Origin of the sequence: Natrialba sp. PRR66, assembly GCF_034808065.1 — an archaeon.
GTDB lineage: Archaea > Halobacteriota > Halobacteria > Halobacteriales > Natrialbaceae > Natrialba > Natrialba aegyptia.
The window spans coordinates 161,511-180,655 of record NZ_JAXHGN010000002.1; the positions used below are offsets into that span (position 1 = coordinate 161,511).

The following is a 19,145-nucleotide window of genomic DNA, read 5'->3' on the forward strand; positions in this document are numbered from 1 at the left end:
AAGGCGAACCCTTTTGACCCGCCGGCCCCTGATAGCAGACAGGCTTCTCATGAACGGAAATACGCCGTATGCAGGGCTTCCGGGGGAAACAGCTGCTGGTCAGCGCGCTGCGGCGGACATCCCCGATCTCTCGAGTTCACAAAAGCGGGTCCTTCATCGCGACGTCTCGCGGATCGCCGCCCGAACTCGCGAGTTCCTCCCGAACGAGTACGTCGTCGACGCCGATGTCTCGACAGGTGCGACCGGCCCGCAGGTAACGGTTGCCGTTCGGCCGCCCGTCGGTCACGCTGTTAGTGCTGGGTTTACGCCGGAGATGGAGGATATCTCCGAGGAGATCATCACGGCAGACGAGCGTGACGAGGTCGCTCGCGGCCTGGCTGCAAGCGCGGCACTGCAGGTGAAACGGGCGGTCAGCGATGCGGTGACGCCGACGGCGAAGTAACGGTCTCCGAACTGGAATCTCCATTGCTTCTCAGTACAGCAACTGCTCGAGTTGGTGCTGTCGGCGCTTGAGATCGATCGCCGGCTCCACCGACGGATCGCGCTGTAATCGATCCAGTACCAGTAGGGGGTCCGTCCCGGCGCGTTCGACATCTTCGAGAAGCGTCTCGATCGCCGACCGATTCGTCGCCAGTGAACTCGCGAGTCCGATCGCGAGCGCGAGCGGGATCGCCTGTGCTCGACGCGTGGGAAACGCCTCGCTGACGGCGGCGAACCCGGGTTCGGTGCCGGTGTCAGTGTCGGCGTCGCCCGTACCAGTACCGTCAGCGGGACACTCGAGTCGCAGACAGTGCGTGCAGAATTCGGCCACGAGTTCAGTAGTGTCGTCGGTGTCGGTGTTGGTATCAGCACTAGCAGCGTCAGCACCCGTCGACTGAGTCGTCACAGAAGAGTCGGCTGACGAGCAAGCAAATCGGTAGTCAGCCGGAACAGCAAACGCGACCGTCGGCGAACCACACACCGGACAGGCCATGCCGAGTTAGTCGTCGTTCCCGGGAACGCCACCCGTCGCCGGCGGTTCCATATCCTCTTTCTCGACGCCCTCGGCTTCGGAATCGTCGGATTCGTCCTCGGCTGCCGCTTCCTTTTCTTCCTGTTCTTTCTTTTCCTTGATCTTCTTCAGTCGGAAGGTTTCCTCGCGCTCTTGCTCTTCGAGTTTCTGTTCGATGTACTCCTGATTTTCGTAGAGGTCGGGGAGAACTTTGAACTCGAGTGCGTTGACGCGGCGCTTGGTCGTCTCGATTTCCCGAAGCATCTTCTTCATCGCCGTCTCGACTTCCGCGGCGAGGATGATGCTCTCGAGGAGGTCTTCGTAGGCTTCGGCGGCCTCGTCGATGCGGGCCGACGTCCCCATGATCCCGTAGCCGCGCTCGCCAAGGTCCTTCGAGACGCGCGAGGACTCGATCTGCGGGACGACGACGCCCATGATGTTCTTCGATTCGGTCGTGATCTCGGGGTGTTCCTGCAGTGCAGCAGCGGCACCGCGAACGGCAACGTCGCCGTCCATCGCCCGCGCCATGTTGATCTTTCGCTGGGCTTGTTCGTAGTCGTTGGCCAGATCCCCGCGGACGTCCTGGGCCTTGTCCAGGATGTCCATGAACTCCATGATCAGCCCGTCCCGTTTCTTCTCGAGTGTCCCGTGCCCGCGTTCGGAAAGCTCGATGCGATCCTCGATCGCCATCAAGTTCTTGCGGGTGGGCTTGACATCGTTGGCCATCTTGTGGCGAGATTGCGCCCCCAGTCGGATAACTGTTTACAGTTGGTTCGGTCGTCCGGACAGTAGCACTCGCGAACGGGTTCTGTTCTCCGGTCTGCTATCCAGCTTATCCAAGAAAGAGGTCGGCCAGGTCGCTCGTCTTTCCGCCTTTATAGAGTTCAGCGTAGCCGCAGTTCGTACAGGAAACCACGCGAAAGCGGCGGTTCTGAATGTCGAAGAACTTCGAGAACCCGGTTCCTGTTGTCGAGATATCGTCGACTTCGGTTTCCGTGTGGCCGCACTTGGGACAGCCGCTGTCAGTCTCGCTTCCGTCGCCGTGTTCGGGTCCGTCACCGGAATCGATCATACGACAGCCTACGAAGAGCGTCAGCAAATGTTTTGTGTTCTACGTGAGAACAGAGAATGGAAGATCGCCCATGGCTGTCACAATCATTATCGTCCTCTGTATCGGGTTCGCGTTCATGGCTGGCATGTACCTCCTGGTCGAGAGCGAAACGTCGAATCCGACCGTTATGGACCGAGATCAGGCCGAGCAGGCAGCAAAGAAACAGGGCGGACTCGATCGGGAACACGAGACTGACACCGACCGTCCGACGTGGGAGACCACTCGGGAGAGTGCTGCTACCGGCGGCGAGACAAAACAGGATTCCAAAACGGAGCCGTCGGCCGAATCACAAACCGGCTGGGAATTCGACCGCGAGTAACATCCGGCCGACGACACACTTGGTTGCTATCCCTGCCCGACCATCCCCTCTTCGTCCTCCCACTCCCGTTCGCGCAGTTCGTACTTCTGTACCTTCCCCGTCGCCGTCGTCGGCAACTGCGTGACGAACTCGATCCGCTGGACCGCCTTGTACCCCGCGAGATTCTCGCGGGTGAACTCGACCAGTTCGTCCGCCGATACGCCGGGGTCGTTCACGTCCCCGCTGGTGGGCACGACGAATGCCTTCGGCGTCTCTCCCCACTGGTCGCTCGGTGACGGGATCACCGCAACGTCGGCAACCTGGGGATGGTCGAACAGCGTGTCCTCGAGTTCGATACTCGAAATGTTCTCGCCGCCGGAGATGATGATGTCTTTCTTGCGGTCCTGAATCGCGATCATGCCGCGTTCGTCGATAGTTGCGAGATCGCCCGTGTGGAAGTATCCCTCAAGGCGCTCGGAAAAGGCCTCCGCAGTCACCTCAGGCTTGTTCCAGTACTCTTCCATGACCTGATTCCCGCGGACGACGACCTCGCCGATAGTCGTTTTGTCGCGGGGGACGTCGTTGCCGTCTTCGTCAACGACGCGGACCTCGGTCCCGAGAAAGCCGAGTCCCTGGCGCTTTTTGATGGCAAACCGGCCGTCGCTATCGGCATCAAGGTGTCGCCGGGCATCCGAAGTCGTAATTAGCGGCCCGGTCTCGGTCGCACCGTAGACGTGTTTCAGTTGCCAGCCGAACTCGTCTTCGACGGTACGGATGGTCGCCTCCGGCGGCGCGCTCCCGGCCGTTGCAATTCGCACGTCGCTCTCCCCGCTCGTTTCCGGGGGCGAGGACGCGTCCTCGTAATGGTCGATCAGCATGTTCAGCACCGTCGGTGCGCCACACAGGTAGGAAACGTCCTCCTCGCGGATCGTCTCGAGAATCCACTCAGCATCGACCCCGCGCGTACAGACGTGTTTCGCCCCCATTCCCGTCACGGCATAAATGTGACCCCAGCCGTTGACGTGAAACATCGGCAGCGTCCAGAGGTACGTGTCGTCGTCCGTGATGTCCTGATGGATGGAGATCAGGTACGCATGGAGCGTCTCGGTTCGGTGGGTTCGACAGACGCCCTTCGGGTCGCCGGTCGTTCCCGAGGTGTAATTGATCGTGATGATGTCGTCCTCTGCCATCGTCGGGCGGTCATACTCGGCGGTCGCGTCCGCGAGTAGATCGTCAAACGACTCCCACACCTCGTCGGTTGCGTCTGATCCGTCCGATCCGTCCGGCTCGGAGGCCCCGGTATCGCTAGCCTCTGCCCCGATGGCGTCGACGTCGTTCGTAATGAACGTCTCCGTTGGCACCTCCTCACGAATGGCCTCAACCTTGTCGGCGAACTCGTAGTCGGCGTAGATCACGTCCACGCCCGCGTCTTCGAGAATGTACGCGTAGTCCTCCGGCGTCAACCGATAGTTAAGTGGCGTATGGACCGCTCCGAGTTGCATCGTCCCGTAGGCCGCCTCGAGCTGGTAGTGCGTGTTCGGATCGAGCACCGCAACGCGATCTCCCTTCTCGACGCCGCGGTCCTGGAGCATCGACGCGAACCGATCCGCACGCGCTCCGAGTTCAGCGTAGGTGAACTGTTCCCCCGTTGTCGCGACGACGGCCTCCTCGTCCCCGTAGTGCCGCCGTGCCCGGTCGAGAAAATCCGTCACGAGCAGTGGTTTGTGCATACACCTCAACCAGGATCAACAATAATTATGGTTGTTGTGGTTGAGGCAGTACTGGGCTCACGGATCGGTACCCTAGGGCCACTGCAAGTCAGTGCGCACCTGCTCACGCAATTGTCGTGTGAGTGCATAAACCGTTTCAGGTGGTACTTAGCCGCCACTGTGGCTCGCGGGGCCGTGTGTTATCGAGCCAGATACCTATAGCAAACCGAACGAAAGAACGCAAACAGCGACTGAAGGCGCTTAGGCCTCGACTTCGGCGGCTTCCTGCTCGTCTTCGCGGTAGTGCTCTTCGATGAGTTCTTCGTCGATCCGGTTGAGTTCCGTTTTCGGCAGGTCAGAGAGCAGATCCCAGCCGAGTTCGAGCGTCTCCTCGATGGATCGGTTGGTATCGTACCCTTGCTGGACGAACTCCGCCTCGAAGCGGTCAGCGAAGTCGAGGAACTTGTTGTCCCGCTCGGACAGCGCTTCGCGACCGACGATGTTCACGAGGTCGCGCAGGTCCTCACCTTCCGCGTATGCGGCGTACATCTGGTCGGAGACGTCGCCGTGGTCCTCGCGAGTAAGCCCCTCGCCGATCCCGTCGTCCATCAGTCGGGACAGCGACGGCAGGACGTTGACCGGCGGCTCGATACCCTGACTGTTCAGGTTCCGGTCCATCACGATCTGACCCTCCGTAATGTAGCCGGTCAGGTCCGGAATCGGGTGCGTGTCGTCGTCACCGGGCATCGTCAGGATTGGAATCTGCGTGACCGATCCGTCCTTGCCCTCGATCCGACCCGCACGCTCGTAGAGCTGTGCCAGGTCGGTGTACATGTATCCGGGGTAGCCACGCCGACCCGGAACCTCCTCGCGTGCGGCACCGATCTCGCGCAGCGCCTCACAGTAGTTGGTCATGTCTGTCAGGATGACCAGCACGTGATAGTCCTTCTCGAAGGCGAGATACTCCGCCGTCGTCAGTGCGAGTCGCGGCGTGACCTGCCGCTCGACGGCTGGGTCGTCCGCGAGGTTCATGAAGACGACCGAGCGCTCGAGCGCACCCGTGCGCTCGAAGTCGTCCATGAACTCGTTCGCCTCCTCGGCGGTGATACCCATTGCACCGAAGATGACAGCGAACTCGGAGCCGTCCTCGTCGCCCTCTTCGTCACTCTCTTCCGGCACGGTCGCCTGTCGCGCAATCTGCAGCGCGAGTTCGTTGTGCGGCAGTCCGGAACCGGAGAAGATCGGCAGCTTCTGTCCGCGAACCAGCGTGTTCATGCCGTCGATGGCGGACACGCCGGTCTGGATGAACTCTTCTGGGTACTCCCGGGAGAAGGGATTGATCGCCTCGCCGACGATATCCTGGCGCTGGTCGGGAATGATCTCCGGCCCTCCGTCGATGGGGTTCCCGGACCCGTCCAGGACCCGCCCGAGTAGATCCTCGGTGACGGGCATCTTCATCGTCTCGCCCAGGAAGCGAACGGAGGCGTTGCGGTCGATGCCGCCAGTCCCCTCGAACACCTGGATCGAGACGATTCCCTCACTCGATTCCAGTACCTGTCCGCGCAGGGTCTCTCCCTGTGGTGTCTCGATCTCGACGATTTCGTCGTACCCGACGGGCTCGTCGACCTCGGCGAACACCAGCGGACCGCTGATCTCCGTGATAGTCTGGTATTCTTTCATCGTTAGTACAGAGCTCGCAGTTGTTCCTCGAGGTCGCTCTCGATCTCGTCGATGAACTCGTTCCACTCCTCGGCGGTCCCCATTCGGTTGAGCCGCGGGGCGGCGTCGACGTTCTGGATCTCCTCGACCGGAACGCTCGCGTCGAGCGCCTCGAAGGCCTCGTCGTTGAACGTCTTGATCGCCCGGAGCATCCGGTAGGTCTTTTCAGGTTCGCAGTAGGTGTCGACGTCGTGGAGCGCGTTCTGCTGGAGCCAGGCCTCACGCAGGTAGCGAGCGACTTCGAGCGTGAGCTGCTGGTCCTCCGGCAGTGCGTCTTTGCCGACGAGCTGAACGATCTCCTGGAGTTCGTCCTCCTCGTCTAACACGTCAACCGCCCACTGACGGACTTCAGACCAGTCGCCGGCGACGTTGCTCTCCCACCAGGGATCGAGCTGGTCCTTGTACAGCGAGTAAGACTCGTTCCAGTCGATCGACGGGAAGTGTCGTCGTTCCGCGAGGTCTGCGTCGAGCGCCCAGAAGGTCTTGACGATACGCAGCGTGTTCTGGGTGACCGGTTCGGAGAAGTCCCCGCCTGGCGGCGAGACAGCCCCGACGACCGAAATCGATCCCTCGCCGCCGTTGATGAGTTCGAACTTGCCGGCGCGCTCGTAGAACTCCGACAGCGACGCGGCCAGGTAGGCAGGATACCCTTCTTCGCCGGGCATCTCCTCGAGTCGGCTCGAGATTTCACGCATGGCCTCTGCCCACCGCGAGGTGGAGTCGGCCATCAGCGCCACGTCGTAGCCCATATCGCGGTAGTACTCAGCGATCGTGATCCCCGTGTAGATACAGGACTCACGCGCCGCGACGGGCATGTTCGACGTATTTGCGATGAGGCAGGTCCGGGCCATCAGCGGGTTCCCAGTCTGTGGGTCCGGCAGCTCCGGGAAGTCCTCGATGACTTCGGTCATCTCGTTGCCGCGCTCGCCACAGCCGATGTAGACGACGATGTCCGCGTCGGACCACTTGGCGAGTTGCTGCTGGGTGACGGTCTTTCCGGACCCGAACGGACCGGGAATCGCCGCCGTTCCACCCTTCGCAAGCGGGAACAGACCGTCCTGAACGCGCTGTCCAGTCACGAGCGGCTCGGTCGGCGTTTCCTTGTCACCGGCGGGTCGGGCCTGTCGGACCGGCCACTCCTGGTGCATCTGGATCTCCTCGCCGCTGTCGAGTTCAGCGACCGTCTCTTCGACGTTGAACTCGCCGCTCTTGATCGTCGTGATTTCGCCGCCCTCGTAGTCCGGCGGCACCATCACCTTGTGCTCGATGGTGACGGTTTCCGGAACGGTCCCGACGACATCGCCGGGTTCGACCGCATCACCTTCGTCGACTTCCGGAGTGAACTCCCACTCCTTCTCCAAGTCGATGCCGGGTGCGTCGACCCCGCGGTCCAAGAACGCGGTCCCCATCTTGTCTTCGAGGACGTCAAGCGGGCGCTGGACGCCGTCGTAGATGGAGTCCATCATGCCCGGGCCGAGGTCGACACTCAGGGGTTCGCCCGTGTTCTCGACGGGTTCTCCCGGGCCGACGCCGGAGGTTTCCTCGTAGACCTGAATCGTGGTCAGGTTCCCTTCAATCTCGATGACCTCGCCCATCAGCCCTTCGTCGCCGACGTAGACGACGTCGTTCATCCGGGCGTCGAGGTCCGTGGCGGTCACGACCGGACCGCTCACGCTTTCGATTACACCGTCTTGCTCGACGGCTTCGGTGTCTGTTGCCTGGCTCATAGTTTACTCACTGTCTGCGTTCGCCTGTGCTGACTCCTCGGTTTCGCCCTCGCTCTCGTCCATTAGGTCGATCCCGATCGCTCGCTTGATCTGGTCGCGTAGCCCGCCACCACCGGTTCCGCTGCCGATCGTGACGACGACCGGTTCGACGCTCGTTTCGACGTTCTGACGGACGTTGCGCGAGAGGAACTCGAGATCGTCATCGTGCATCACGACAATCCCGACCTCGTCGTCGTCGAGCACCGTCGTGACGGCGTCATCGAGTACAGCGTCCTTCTCGTCGTCCGGGACGTTCTCGAATCGACGGACGCCTGCGAGTCGGAACCCGGTCGTAAACTCCGGACTGCCGACGACTGCGATTTCCTGACTCATAGAATCACCAGTTCCTCTTCGATCTCGCTCTCCGTCAGCCCGACTTCCCGACCCCGCGCAATCGCACGGATATTCTCGACCTCGCGTTCTTTCGCGAGGATGTACGACAGCACGGCCGAAATCGAGACCGGGTAGATGCTCGAGAGCGTATCGGCGTACTCGAGCAACGCAGCGTCTAGTGCGTGCTCGAACTGGATAAGGCTGTCAGCATCGCGCAGTCGATCCAGCGCGCCCGTCAACCGATCGCCGTACCGCTTGTTCTCTGCGATATGGTCGACGAGTTCATCGTAGTCTGCGACGAGTCGGTTCAAATCGGACTCGTCGAACAGGACGCCGCCGTCGATGTAGTAGGCCGCCGGGTCGAGATCCGAACCGCTGCGGGCGAGCCGCAACGCGTTCCGCGCGTTTCGGAAGTCGATCTCGGCCTGCAGGAACTCGACGTAGCGCCCCATCGGCCCCTCCTGAGGCAGCGTTTGGGGTTGGAGCTGTCCCGGCGATTGTCCAACGTCCTCGAGTAAGTGCTCGTAGAACTCGCGATCTAACGCGTTCTCGAGTGCGACGAGGGTGTCGGTTTCCTCGAACTCCGCGTACGCTCCCGAAAGCGGCTCGTAGAAGAGCGTTCCCGACAGAATCTCGATCGCGTCCTCGATCGTATCGACTTCGAGAAGGCGGTCGAGCGTTCGGTCGTCGAGCTCACCGGCACGGATGAGGTCCGTCTCGATCTCCTCGGAATCGGTGTCGGTGTAGATACCGCGGATGATCGTTTTGAGGTTCCAGACGTCAAATTTCCGGAGGTACCGGGAGATGAGGTCGTACAGTCGTCCGTCCGACCACTCCAGCAGATCGTCGAAGTGCTTGGCGAGATTCTGGTTGAGGGCGTACTCGATCAGATCGACCCCCGAAAAACGCGTTCCGAGCGCGTTGATCTCGCGTTCGTACTCCGTTTCCTCCATGAACCGCGCGATTTCGCTTGGCCCCATCCGGATCAGCTTCCGATAGTCTTCGTCTGCGAACAGCGAGGCTCGGCGGGACCGAACGCGAGCGTTCACGTATTCCGGATTCGAGGCACCGACACTCACGCGAACCACCACGTGTGGTGAGTGTTTGCAGGGAGTGGCTCACGAGCCATGCGAGTGGTAACGACCGTGCTCATTGATCGAAGAGTTGGGTGCTGATCTCCCGGAGGTTGTCTTCCCAGACGTCCTCGAGCACCGAGTCGAACGTGTTGTTGACTCGAACGCGGGACTGTTCGCTCTCGACAACGACGCCGCCGAGACAGTCGTACTCGCCGGCGAACTCGTAGCCGTCGTAGTCCGTGAGGATCGACTCGATCAGTTCCTGGTCGTCGCTTCGACCGTAGACGCTGACATCGTCGTCCTCGTCGAACTCCGAACTCGCAGCGTCGAGGAGATCGCGGGTGAGTTCTTCGCGGGTGTCTCCCTCGAGGGAGGCGAGTTCGGTTTCGACTTCCTCGCGGACATCGCCGAGAACGTCACGGCGGGCCTCCAGGCGCTTTTGTTTCGCCTCCAGCTTTGCACTGGAGAGTCGCTGTTCGCGAAGCTGCTCAATCTCGCGGTCGGCCTCGGCTTCGGCCTCGGCGACGATCTCTTCGGCGTCGGCCTCGGCTGCCGATTCGATCTCCTCAGCGCGTGTCTCGGCAGTTTCACGGATGTCCTCCGCACGCGCGTGAGCCTCTTCTCGAATGTCTTCGACAACTGTGTCCAAACTCATTGGTGAGAGAAGGGGTGTGGTTACGCGCCGACGATGAAGACGACGACCAGCGCCAGGATCACGAGCGTCTCCGGCAGGACTGTCATGATCAGTCCCGGCACGAACAGGTCGTCGTCTTCCGCGAGCGCGCCAACTGCAGCTGCGCCGATCCCGCGCTCGGCGTATCCCGATGCGAGCGCGGCGAGACCGACGGCCAGTGCGGCGGCCCCGGCGTCGGTCAGGAACGGACTTTCTTCGACGGTACCATTCTGCAGGACGATATTTGCGAAGTCTGCTGCGTTTTCAATCATTATTGTTAGTGGTCCTCAGTCTCGTTTCGATCGTGTCCGAACGGTTCGTAGTTCGCTCCACCGCCTTCATAAAACTTGTTAAAGAACTCGACGTACTCGAGGCGTACAGCCTGTAAGCCGGCGCTTGTTACGCCAAGCGCTAGCACGACGAGGTGACCGACGACGAGAATGACGAGCCCGCCGACAAGCGCTGCGGTCCCCGAGTGCATGAGGCCGTTGAAGATGACCTCGGCACCGTCGCCGTAGTGTTCGGCGACGTAGCTCGGTTCGTGAGTTCGAAGGAAGTGGAACGCGCCATCTGGATCCCGATACGCACCGAAGAACAGCAGGTTGACCACGAACGCCATGCCGGCCTTCGCGAGCAACACTGCGCCCATCCGCGTGTAGGAGAACACGTTGACGATGACATCGAGCGCCTCGACTGCCTCGACGGTGTCAGTGACGAGGAGCATACCGAAGCCGATCAGGAAGACGAGCAACGGTGCCGTAAGCAGGAAGTCGGTGACTCCCAGCGGAATCGTCACGAGTCCCCACTCCGGGAACCCGGTGAATCCGATCGGGAACGGGCCGTCGCTCGCGAACGTGTTGAACAGGAAGTCCGGTTTCGATCCCCTGGCCTGCGCCGAGAAGATCCAGATCCAGATCCCGTTTAGCATCAGGAGCCACGAGCCGCTGTGCATGACGGCGTCTTTGACGCCGTGGCTCAGATTCTCGTAGAAGTCGAGGATGTACCCGATGTTCAGGTGGACGATGCCGGCGATCACGCTCACGACCATCCAGCCGAGCGCGAAGTCGGCGGCCGCCGGCTCGAGTCCCTTGTTCAGCGGGAGCAAGTCGACGTGCAGCGTGTCGTGCCAGAGCACCTCGCCGAGCACGTGTAATCCGAAGATCTCGCCGTAGATGAACCCGAACAGGATCGTGAACAGCCCCGCCCAGATGGCGACGCCGCCGAGACTCGTAATCCCCTTACTGTCGAACTGGGTGGCCATGTACGCACCGATGGCCACGTACAGGAGCCCGTATCCCACGTCCCCGATCATGAACCCGAAGAACGCCGGGAACGTCAGGAACAGGAATATCGTCGGATCGAGTTCACTGTACTTCGGACGATTGACCGCCTGAACCAGCACCTCGAACGGTTTGGCCGCGGAGGGATTTTCCTGGATCGTCGGGGGCTCATCGCCCATCGTAACCGCCGATCCGCCGTCCGTGACGGCCGTCTGTTTCTCGCCGTCGGCGGCCTCGTCGTCGGCAGTGGCGTCTGCGTCAGCCTGTGCCGGCGCATCCGCGTCACCCTCCGGCGTCCCTTTCTGGATCTCTTCCGTGTGCGAGTGTGCACCGTGACGGTCATAGCTCGCACGTTCGAGTTCTTCGATCTCGAGGCTGTCACCGACGGCGTTCCGCAGCGCCGTGGTGAGCCGATCGAACTCGTCGGATGGCACCCAGCCTTCCGCGATGAACGCTCGGTTGCTGGTCGCAAACTGCAGCGGGGCTTCCGCGCGCTGGACCTCGATCGTCAGTTCCTCTTCGAGTTGAAGCAGGAACTGACCGTCCTCGCGTTCGATGCGCTCGAGTTCATCGTCGATCTCGGTGAGACGCGACTCGAGGTCGGCTTTTCGCTCTTCGAGTTCGGCGACGTAGCTCGACGGGCTCTGGTCGGTATCTGGAACGTCGTAGCGAGTGAACTCGATACCGACGAGGGCATCGTCGATAACGTTGCCGTCGTCTTCGCTTCCGGTTTCGCTTTCGCTTTCGTCGACAGCCGCCTCGACGGCGTCGGTCGGTGCGGCGACGATCGCGATGACATCGCCGCTGATGAACGTTTCGTAGGCGCGGATGTCCTCGGCGGCATCGAGTTCGGCTTCGATTTCGCCGGGTGAACCCTCGCCAACGAGGACGTCAACCGTTTCGTATCCCGAGAGCAAGTCGAGATCGATTCCGAGTTCGGCGAAGGGGGATACGCGGTCGATTCGGTCTTCGACCTGGCGTAGTTCTTCGCGGACCTCTGTGCGCTGGTCGTCGAGTTCGTTGACTCGGGTGCGCACTTCCTCAAGTCGCTGTTCCCAGTTGTCCGCAAGCGTGCCCTGAGGAGCGGGGGTCTCCGCGTCCGCAAGGTCCAGCGTGCTCTCGAGTGCTCGGACGGTGACGAGTTTTTCGGAGGCGTCGTCGGCACCCTCGATGGGGTTGCCGTTGTCGAAGCCCTCCCAGGACCCGTCGTAGTCCGAGAGATGGACCAGATTCAGTTCGTGAATCGTCTCGATGACCGTGGGCATGACGCCCTTTGCACCGGTCACCGAGACCTTGCTCATCCGCTCAGGTCTGAGCATGGACGTCCTCCTGGAACAGGGAGACGACGTGGTCTGTTACTTCGTCGACCCGGTCTTGGGCACGCTCGGCGAGCGCCTCGCGCTCCTGTTCGCCCTCTTCGAGGACGCGTTCACACTCTGCGTCGATCTCGTCACGCGCCTCCTCCAGACGGCGTTCTTTGAGATCTTGCGCCTCTTGTTCCGCTTCCGTGCGAATCTCCTCGGCACGTTCCCGGGCCTCGGTAATTCGCTCGTCGCGGTCGTTTTCTGCCAATGCGACGATCTCGTCGGCCTCTTCCTCCGCCGACGTAATTCGTTCGAGAACCTGTGGCCTCGGCATACTCTAAGCAAGGGAACGTTTGCGACAGCGCGTATATGGTAGTTGCGAAAGCGTCTCGGATTCACTGGCCTCGAAATTCGATCTCTGTGTCACGTACGAGCATTTCGACGAACACCAGCCGGTCCACTGATCAGACACCGCGAGACGGAACAGCAGACATATCCCGATCGGACGAAAACCGAACTCTCAATGGGAATCCTCGAGAACAAAGCCAGGGCACGGCTGTTCTATAAGTACCTCTCGACGGTCTACGATCAGGTGAATCCGTTCATCTGGAACGAGGAGATGCGTGAGGACGCGCTTTCCTTGCTCGAGTTCGACGCGGAGATGACGGTACTCGACCTCGGCTGTGGAACCGGTTTCGCGACCGAAGGCCTTCTCGACCACGTCGAGGAAGTGTATGCGCTCGATCAAAGCAACCATCAGCTCGAACAGGCCTACGCGAAGTTCGGGAAACGCGCACCCCCGATCCACTTCCACCGTGGCGACGCCGAACGCCTCCCGTTCGCGAGCGACACGTTTGATGTCGTCTGGTCCTCCGGATCGATCGAGTACTGGCCGAATCCGATCCTCGCGCTCAGGGAAATTCGCCGCGTGCTCAAACCCGGCGGCCAGGTGCTCATTGTCGGGCCAAACTATCCTGATAACATACTGGCACAGCGACTGGCCGATTCGATCATGCTGTTTTACGACGAGTACGAGGCCGACCGGATGTTCAAACGAGCCGGCTTTGAAAACGTGAAACACGCGTTCCTCGGACCGTCGTACAATCCGGACGTTGCGATTACAACGATTGGACGCGCGCCGAAATAACGCGTGTCCCGAGAAGTTGTTTGATACTTGAGACCAATCGCCCGCAGTCAGACCGGTCTTACGTTGCGGTCGTTTCTACTTCTGCTAGCAGTTGGTCATCAAACATGAGTGTGACGGCCACTGTGTCGCCACTCTCCAGTGATGGCGTATTGTTCCCAGCGAGTGTAATGGTGGTTTGCTCACCGGTTTGCCACGTTGAATCCGCTTGAGCGTTGAACGGTCCGTCCGGCGTTCCACGAAATCCCTCCGCTCCGACGAACGGGATTGGTGGCTGTTTTTTGAGTTCAGTGTCGTCAATACGGACCGTCAGTGAGAGTTGGTCGACGGTGACTGAATCGCCAGCGATGTGTTCGAGGGTGATCGTCGAATCGTCACCGTCGGCCTGGAGTTCGAATGCCGCAGTTGGCGCCGGCGTATCGATCGACCACGTCGCGATACCGGCGGTGACAACTGCAACAAGACAGATAGTAACGGCAAGGAGTAAGACGACCCCAATAACGGGGCTAATTGCACGGGTACGCGAACGGTCAGCGCTTGCACCATCCCGTACTGATGCTGCTGACACAGCGGGACCGATACTCACGTGCCAGACTGGATTCGGTTTCTGATATAAAGTATCGGATCAACGCTCCGTTATCACGAACCGAGTCTCGCCACAACTACCACGGGATCCCCGTACTCACACGGCTCGATTCACCGTTGATGGCGAGATCATACGCTTCGGTGGGTGGCAGATATTCGAGTTGTCCGTTCTCATCGGTTTCACCGATCTCGACGCCGTCAATCATAATCGTTGCCTGTATTGGCTCACCCGTATCTACATCGGTGGCCGTTAATTCGACTGGACCATGCGCTGGCGTCTTGTTCAGCGTCACCTCGAAACTCGAGTTCCAGGACTTCGTCTTGGATTCTACTGTCGGCAAGGAGTCGGCTGAGACTACTTGTATCTCTTGGTAAATATCACCCGTCCCGCCATCAAGATACGTACTGAGTTCACCGTGTGGATGATCGAGAGAAAGCCAATAGAAATTCTCTACGCTATTGTCCTGCGTATGAGAGCCCCGATGGCTGAGCGTCCAGGGGTAGAGTTCTTTGAGGCGTTCTTGTGCCTCATCTTGAGACCGGTACTGATTTTGTTCAGTAGTATCGCGGTTGTCGAAGCGTGCCGTCTCGATGAGATACGAATCACCGCTTAGTGTCGAGAGTCTATATCCGTCCTGTGACGTCTGGATTCGGTATTCATACGTGTTACCGGACCTAATTGATTGTGATGCATCGGCGATATTCGTCCGTATCGTCGATGTATAGAAATCGAGGGTCTTTTGGTCAGTACGTGGCTGCTGAGCGGGAAGTGAGTAATCAGATACCTGGTCGGCCCGGACCTTTAGGTCTGTGAGCAAGTCAGAAAGCGCAACTGCCTCGTGGTAGGTCTCTAAATAGACCTGAATTAATTCTGTATCGCTTAAATCGCCGTCTGCATGGGCTCTGACAGCGGTGCGTTCACGTTCGTCAAGTGATTCGATTCGTTCCTGGGTGCGGTTGTATGCCGCCTGGATCATCGCTACCTGCTCGTCGTTAGTTGCCTGGGCGAACTCTTGGTCGACGAGCGCATACTGTTCGTAGTCGACCTGCATTTGAATGCTGCTGCTTGCGAGTGAGGTACCGAGGTCCGCTCCCGTTTCCGCGTGTGATCCTTGTATACCGCCCGATAGCGGAAGTTGGTTCGTCGTATTCTCGATTACTACCGGCGTTGTTTGAGTCTCTTCTTGCAGACGATAGTGCTGGTTCGCGCTACTGTCAGTACTCGCTTCCTGTTCGGGTGACGCTGCGACGACGGTCATCGCAGGCAGCGAACAGACGAGAAGCAACGCGAGGAGAGCAGGAGCCGCGTTGTTCATTGTGTGGGGTTATGAATTCATGATATAAAAACGAGTCGCACTTGCGAAATCACCGGTACCCAATACAATACAAAAATATCATCGGTCGGGTGACCGGAGACGTTTCGTTCTCGTTGCCGGTGTGAAGCGGTCAGTTCGTCATCGGAATCCATGTCTTATGAGTGACCTTTCATGTGACTTTAGACGGCTGATAGTACAGAAGAAGACGTTTCACGTGAGAATTCTATAGTATGCAACCATCAAACTACGAACTGCTGTTGGACGAAGATACCGTTTGCAAGTCGTGATAACGCTTTAATTGTCGATGGAAAGCGTTTTTTCCCCCGGGAAACCACCAGTTGATAGATATGCGGTTGTCCACCGCCGGAACACTTGCCCTCATTGCTCTCCTTGCCACCGCCTCATTCGGTTCGGTGGCTGCGGCGTCGTCAGCCCACGCTGGCACTCCTTCTGCTGGAACCGGTCAGCCACAGACAACAGTTGAGCAGTCACCTACTGCATCTACGACCGAAGCCGCCACGCTAGCCGATAGCTATGGAAACACGGAGAAACGCTTTGCGTATGCGAGCTATGGCGAACAACTCGACCAGATCATACGCATCAACGTTACTGATAACGGCGACACACACTGGTCCATAGAACATCGCGTCATCTTGGAAGAGGAGGATGAAGTCGACGCCTTCACTGATTATGCAACGGCGGTCACCGATGGCCAACGAGATGCAGACACCGACTTTCCGATCCAAGAGTTCCGTCAACAGGCGAGCGAAGCCAGTGACTCGACTAACCAAGACATGTCGATCACCGATGCAGGCTGGAACGAGTACGACGTGAAACCGTACGAGGATGCCATCGAGACAGACGATACGGACACTGCCTACGAGAGCGCTAAAGTCGGTGTCATCTCCTACACCTTCACCTGGACGAACTTTGCAACAATCGAGGGAGATCGTATCTACTTCGGCGATGCGCTGCAGACGGATTCGAACGACTACGTAATATCGACGCTCTCTAGCGGCCAGCGGCTCGTCATCGAATCGCCGGACAACTACGGCCTCGATACACCAACGCAGCTCACTTGGAACGGTCCCCACGAGTTCAGTGAGAACGAACTCGAAATTGTCTTCCTCCGCGGTGCCCAGCCGAGTACCGGCATTTGGGGTCTGATTACCGATGGACCGGTACTGGCGGTAATTGCATTGGTGGGTATTATCGCGATCATTGTCCTGGGTTGGGCGGTGGCGTCCCGGAGCGGAAAGACGTGGGACGAGGTTCGTTCGTCGCTCGAAGCGATACTTTCGTTTGAACGGGATGGGGGTCCTGATGGCGAACAACCGGGTGTCACAGCCGATTCAAACGCTGTCCGGGGTGGCACTGAGAGCACCGAGCCCCCACGGGAACCGGCTGCAGATGCGCCGTCGGAAGGTCAGGGGGCGCAGTTCGAGTTCAGCGAGCCGGTAAACGAGGATATTGATCCGGAGTTGCTGAGCGACGAAGAGCGGGTGCAACGGATGCTCACCAGGAACGGTGGGCGGATGAAGCAGGCTGCGATCGTTTCGGAGACGGGGTGGTCGAACGCCAAGGTTTCGCAGTTACTCTCACAGATGGATGAGGACGATCAGATCGAGAAGTTGCGGATCGGGCGCGAGAACCTGATTACGCTGCCGGAAGTGGACCCGACAGAGGTCGACTGATCTGGACGGAATCGCTCTTCAGTTACGGCGGATTACTGGTCGTTCGACGCTGAGTCAGTTGTCGTCTCGGTCTCACCCTCTGTCTCGGTTTCCGTCTCCGGGTTGAACTGAATGCTCGTGCCGACGGCGTCGTAGATGTCGTCCCAGTCCTTGTCCTCGTCCATCAAGAAGACTTCGAGAGACAGGTCTCTGTCAGCGAACTCCTCGATTCCGGCCGGTCGTACGTCGATGTGGTACGTGCCGTTGTCCTCCATCTGGACCTGACCGGTTCGTTCGATGAGTTTTCGCTCACCCGGACCCTCGTTGATCTTGACGAAGAAGTACGGCTCGCCGATCACGTCGCCGTGTTCCGGCGGGTCCACGTTCTCCATGCTGGTATTGGCGACGACTTCGAGGTTGAAGTTCGAGTAGCCCTCCCCGTCTGCTGCGGGTTCCGTGTCGACGAACTCGACGCTCTCGATACGATCCTCACTTTTGTCCTCCAGTGGCCGGTTCGGCTCTTGAGGGGCCGACCAGTCCTCGGTGGCCGTTTCGTCTTCGTCGTCGTCGGCTTCATTGCCGTCGTCGGCTGTATCACCACTATTGTCGCCCGTTTCGGACCCTGTATCCGCGCTCCCGTTCGAGTGAGTCGTGTCGGTGGTATTCTCGGTTCCGTTGTCACCTGTGCCCCCATCTGCATCTGCACCGTTCTCAGTGTCATCTGCCGTCGACTCGTTCGACGCGTCCGGCTGTGATCCACCGAAGGCGCTACACCCTGAGAGGACCACGAGTAGTGCGACCGCAACGACGGCGAGTTTCCTGAACTGCATCGTAACCGATCGGTCACGCCGACGGCCCATTATTACGACGTGGATAAGCGACACTGGCTCGATTGCCGATTGTCGGAGTCGTTCCGACTCGAACCGGCCGATTCCGAAGTGTTGGCCGCTGTGGAACGGTCGGTCCGTTGTCCGTTGGACCCGATTTCAACCCCGGCCGACGGACTCACAGGGCTGCCGACGGACACCACTCTATGCCGGTCGCTACTGGTATTTCACACGCACAAAAGGGCACAACAGTTTGCTGTCGTCTCGGTCGCGGTCAGGCCAGCGGCGTTCGTTCGACGACCTGTCCGTCGTAACTCGGATACTGCTCGACGATTTCACCGCCTTCCAGGTCTCCCTCCTCGATCATCTCCTCTAACAGCCACCAGGCGACCTCCACGTGCTCCGATTTGACGGTGTAGAACTCCTCCGGCACCCCGAGTTCAGCGAAGCGCTCCGGTTCGGCGTAGGTCTTGCCGTAGACCAGCGTCCCGTCGTCGGTCACGTCGTCGAACTCGCGGCAGACGTTTCGGGCCATGCGCTTGAGTCGGCGGCGGTGCTGGGCGGCGTCCTTGAACACCGAGGTACAGAAGTAGACGCGCTCGTGGTCGCCCATCACGTCGAGAATGTCCTCCCGGGAGCCGTCGACGGCACTCATGTGGCCCTCTTTGAGTTCGAAGCCTTGCTCTTGCATCCGGCGGTAGTTCCCCTGGGACATCTCGAACTCGTTGACGTTGCAAAAGTCGGCAGCACCCTCGTCGAGAAAGTCGAGGAACTCCGTTTCGGCGCGGATACCGGGAATTTCGAAGGCCGGGGTGAGGCCTTCGTCGCGAGCGATGTAGAGGATCTCTTCCCACTCGGTTCCGTGGAGGTCGCCCCACTGCTCGTACGGCGGGTGGAAGCGAATCTCGTCTAAGCCGGCCTCGGAGAGGCGGCGCATGTTCTCGCGGCCGCCGGGGATGCCCGTATAGAGGTGGGTGTGGTGTTCCTCGCCGAACTCGTCCGTGAGCAATTCGAGGTAGTGGCAGGTCCGATCGAGCGCTTCCTGGGGTTCGCCGCCCGTAATCGAGGTTCCGAGCGCGTCCATTCGGTGGGCTTGCTCGAGGACGTCCTCGTCCGACTCGACGAGTCGCTCGTTCGCGTAGACGTCGGTGACGTTCTTGCGGTTCTCGCCGAGTGGGCAGTAAAAGCAGTCGCGCTGATCGCAGTAGCCGTAGACGAACAGCACCATCTTGCCACCCTTCGCGCACTGCTCACAGCCCTTCGATATCATTCAGTATACCAGGTTGTCGGGCCGCGTTCAAAAACTGCACGGATCGGACCGTGGCCTGTTTGGGCCATCG

At 59.8% G+C, this 19,145-nt stretch carries 20 protein-coding genes; 4 read left to right on the top strand and 16 right to left on the bottom strand.

What is annotated here, in order from left to right:
- Positions 1 to 49 precede the first annotated feature (49 nt).
- Positions 50 to 442 (top strand): DUF5811 family protein, encoded by a 393-nt coding sequence (locus tag SM755_RS06910; RefSeq protein WP_006665656.1) that lies wholly within the window; start codon positions 50 to 52, stop codon positions 440 to 442.
- A gap of 30 nt (positions 443 to 472) precedes the next feature.
- Here SM755_RS06910 and SM755_RS06915 read toward each other — a convergent pair whose 3' ends face one another.
- From SM755_RS06915 to SM755_RS06925, 3 genes are all read right to left on the bottom strand, one after another.
- The gene (locus tag SM755_RS06915; protein ID WP_323172024.1) at positions 473 to 973 is read right to left on the bottom strand and encodes a DUF6276 family protein; all 501 of its coding nucleotides are present in this window, start codon (positions 971 to 973) and stop codon (positions 473 to 475) included.
- A gap of 6 nt (positions 974 to 979) precedes the next feature.
- A complete protein-coding gene (locus SM755_RS06920; protein ID WP_323172025.1) occupies positions 980 to 1,717 on the bottom strand; it encodes a V-type ATP synthase subunit D in 738 nt (245 codons plus the stop codon).
- Between the two features lie 106 nt (positions 1,718 to 1,823).
- On the bottom strand, positions 1,824 to 2,063 hold the full coding sequence (locus tag SM755_RS06925) for a zinc ribbon domain-containing protein (RefSeq protein ID WP_323172026.1): 240 nt from the start codon (positions 2,061 to 2,063) through the stop codon (positions 1,824 to 1,826).
- 70 nt (positions 2,064 to 2,133) lie between these two features.
- Here SM755_RS06925 and SM755_RS06930 point away from each other — a divergent pair, with 70 nt between their 5' ends.
- Positions 2,134 to 2,421, top strand: coding sequence for a hypothetical protein (locus SM755_RS06930; RefSeq protein WP_323172027.1), 288 nt, complete (start codon positions 2,134 to 2,136; stop codon positions 2,419 to 2,421).
- A gap of 26 nt (positions 2,422 to 2,447) precedes the next feature.
- Here SM755_RS06930 and SM755_RS06935 read toward each other — a convergent pair whose 3' ends face one another.
- The 9 genes from SM755_RS06935 to ahaH all read right to left on the bottom strand — a co-directional run bounded on the left by SM755_RS06935 (position 2,448) and on the right by ahaH (position 12,594).
- Positions 2,448 to 4,130: a long-chain-fatty-acid--CoA ligase gene (locus SM755_RS06935; protein WP_323172028.1), complete on the bottom strand. Its 1,683-nt coding sequence runs from the start codon at positions 4,128 to 4,130 to the stop codon at positions 2,448 to 2,450.
- A gap of 240 nt (positions 4,131 to 4,370) precedes the next feature.
- The gene (locus SM755_RS06940; RefSeq protein ID WP_323172029.1) at positions 4,371 to 5,789 is read right to left on the bottom strand and encodes an ATP synthase subunit B; all 1,419 of its coding nucleotides are present in this window, start codon (positions 5,787 to 5,789) and stop codon (positions 4,371 to 4,373) included.
- 2 nt (positions 5,790 to 5,791) lie between these two features.
- Positions 5,792 to 7,555 (bottom strand): ATP synthase subunit A, encoded by a 1,764-nt coding sequence (locus SM755_RS06945; protein WP_323172030.1) that lies wholly within the window; start codon positions 7,553 to 7,555, stop codon positions 5,792 to 5,794.
- A 3-nt stretch (positions 7,556 to 7,558) separates the two neighbouring features.
- Positions 7,559 to 7,927: a V-type ATP synthase subunit F gene (locus tag SM755_RS06950; protein WP_323172031.1), complete on the bottom strand. Its 369-nt coding sequence runs from the start codon at positions 7,925 to 7,927 to the stop codon at positions 7,559 to 7,561.
- Positions 7,924 to 9,006: a V-type ATP synthase subunit C gene (locus SM755_RS06955; protein WP_323172032.1), complete on the bottom strand. Its 1,083-nt coding sequence runs from the start codon at positions 9,004 to 9,006 to the stop codon at positions 7,924 to 7,926. The genes SM755_RS06950 and SM755_RS06955 overlap by 4 nt, the downstream gene beginning before the upstream one ends.
- A gap of 70 nt (positions 9,007 to 9,076) precedes the next feature.
- Positions 9,077 to 9,658: a V-type ATP synthase subunit E gene (locus SM755_RS06960; RefSeq protein WP_323172033.1), complete on the bottom strand. Its 582-nt coding sequence runs from the start codon at positions 9,656 to 9,658 to the stop codon at positions 9,077 to 9,079.
- Positions 9,659 to 9,678: 20 nt separating this feature from the next.
- A complete protein-coding gene (locus SM755_RS06965) occupies positions 9,679 to 9,948 on the bottom strand; it encodes a hypothetical protein (RefSeq protein ID WP_006107801.1) in 270 nt (89 codons plus the stop codon).
- A 5-nt stretch (positions 9,949 to 9,953) separates the two neighbouring features.
- The gene (locus tag SM755_RS06970; protein ID WP_323172590.1) at positions 9,954 to 12,257 is read right to left on the bottom strand and encodes a V-type ATP synthase subunit I; all 2,304 of its coding nucleotides are present in this window, start codon (positions 12,255 to 12,257) and stop codon (positions 9,954 to 9,956) included.
- Positions 12,258 to 12,261: 4 nt separating this feature from the next.
- Positions 12,262 to 12,594 (bottom strand): ATP synthase archaeal subunit H, encoded by a 333-nt coding sequence (gene ahaH, locus SM755_RS06975; protein WP_006825142.1) that lies wholly within the window; start codon positions 12,592 to 12,594, stop codon positions 12,262 to 12,264.
- 189 nt (positions 12,595 to 12,783) lie between these two features.
- Here ahaH and SM755_RS06980 point away from each other — a divergent pair, with 189 nt between their 5' ends.
- A complete protein-coding gene (locus SM755_RS06980) occupies positions 12,784 to 13,407 on the top strand; it encodes a methyltransferase domain-containing protein (RefSeq protein ID WP_323172034.1) in 624 nt (207 codons plus the stop codon).
- A 58-nt stretch (positions 13,408 to 13,465) separates the two neighbouring features.
- On the opposite strand, the gene SM755_RS06985 is transcribed toward SM755_RS06980, so the two are convergent.
- Both SM755_RS06985 and SM755_RS06990 read right to left on the bottom strand, forming a co-directional pair.
- A complete protein-coding gene (locus SM755_RS06985; RefSeq protein WP_323172035.1) occupies positions 13,466 to 13,990 on the bottom strand; it encodes a type IV pilin N-terminal domain-containing protein in 525 nt (174 codons plus the stop codon).
- 76 nt (positions 13,991 to 14,066) lie between these two features.
- A complete protein-coding gene (locus tag SM755_RS06990) occupies positions 14,067 to 15,305 on the bottom strand; it encodes a hypothetical protein (protein WP_323172036.1) in 1,239 nt (412 codons plus the stop codon).
- A gap of 653 nt (positions 15,306 to 15,958) precedes the next feature.
- Between SM755_RS06990 and SM755_RS06995 the strand changes: the two genes are divergently transcribed.
- Positions 15,959 to 16,999, top strand: a complete 1,041-nt coding sequence (locus tag SM755_RS06995) for a hypothetical protein (RefSeq protein ID WP_323172037.1) — start codon at positions 15,959 to 15,961, stop codon at positions 16,997 to 16,999.
- Positions 17,000 to 17,031: 32 nt separating this feature from the next.
- Here the strand turns inward: SM755_RS06995 and SM755_RS07000 are convergent, their stop codons facing one another.
- Together SM755_RS07000 and SM755_RS07005 are read right to left on the bottom strand one after the other, a co-directional pair.
- On the bottom strand, positions 17,032 to 17,808 hold the full coding sequence (locus tag SM755_RS07000; protein WP_323172038.1) for a hypothetical protein: 777 nt from the start codon (positions 17,806 to 17,808) through the stop codon (positions 17,032 to 17,034).
- A 271-nt stretch (positions 17,809 to 18,079) separates the two neighbouring features.
- Positions 18,080 to 19,075, bottom strand: coding sequence for a radical SAM protein (locus SM755_RS07005; RefSeq protein ID WP_323172039.1), 996 nt, complete (start codon positions 19,073 to 19,075; stop codon positions 18,080 to 18,082).
- Between the last annotated feature and the right edge of the window lie 70 nt (positions 19,076 to 19,145).